Annotated in this window: 1 protein-coding gene and 1 pseudogene; both read left to right on the top strand. The window is 64.9% G+C overall.

Annotation, left to right across the window (positions count from 1 at the left end; all coding sequences use genetic code 11):
* Nucleotides 1–427 (top strand): annotated as a pseudogene (locus ASG00_RS15685) (CBASS cGAMP-activated phospholipase); the annotation flags it as partial.
* A partial coding sequence (locus ASG00_RS17130; RefSeq protein WP_442922605.1) for an SMODS domain-containing nucleotidyltransferase occupies nt 427–781 on the top strand: 355 nt, incomplete at its 3' end. The pseudogene ASG00_RS15685 and the gene ASG00_RS17130, both read left to right, overlap by 1 nt.

Below are 781 nucleotides of genomic sequence, written 5' to 3'. Positions count from 1 at the left end.
TGCGATCGCGGAAGCGACGAGCATGCTCGGCGCGTCGATCGGCAACGTCCGTGTTCTCAACGTCGGCACGATGGAGCCGGATGCCTCACACGGGAAGCATCTCGACGAGGCTGGTCTGCTCGGGTGGGCGAAGCCGGCCGCGTCCATGATCTTGAACGCGAGCAGCCGGGGCGGTCAAGGGATCGCCGAACACCTCGTCGGTAAGCAGAACTACGTACGCTTCGACGCCCCGACTCCGAGGGGTGCGTTCGCGCTTGACGCGGTGGACCGCGACGACGTGGTCGGGTTGGCGGCGTCGGCCAGCCGGATTCTCAGCCCGACGTACCAGGCGCAGTTCGCCGCGCACCGCGCCGCGGCTTACACACCTGCCTTCTCGATCCCTACCCGAACGGGATCGACATCCGAGAATCAACCGGAGGCCCACTGATGCAGCTCGCCGACCACTTCGATGTCCTTCTAAAGGACACCGTCAACCTCAGCCAGTTCAAGCTGGAGACTCTCGAGACGAGGGTGGACGCGATCTACGCGGCGATCGCCGCGGATGCGACGATCGGGGCGATGATCCTGGGGAAGACCCCGCAGGGATCGTGGGCACATCGCACGATCATCCAGCCCCAGAAGGGGAAGGAGTTCGACGCCGACTTCATGCTCGACATGGAGGAGAACCCGGACTGGTCCACCAGCCCGAAGACGTACATCGACGAGGTCTACTACGCCCTGAAGCGGCATCCGAAGTACGGGCAGATGCCCCTAGCCCGCAAGTGCCGGTGCGTGCGGGTCT

This window comes from Microbacterium sp. Leaf351 (genome assembly GCF_001423825.1).
Taxonomy (GTDB): domain Bacteria; phylum Actinomycetota; class Actinomycetes; order Actinomycetales; family Microbacteriaceae; genus Microbacterium; species Microbacterium ginsengisoli.
This window is presented reverse-complemented; position numbering and strand designations above follow the sequence as displayed.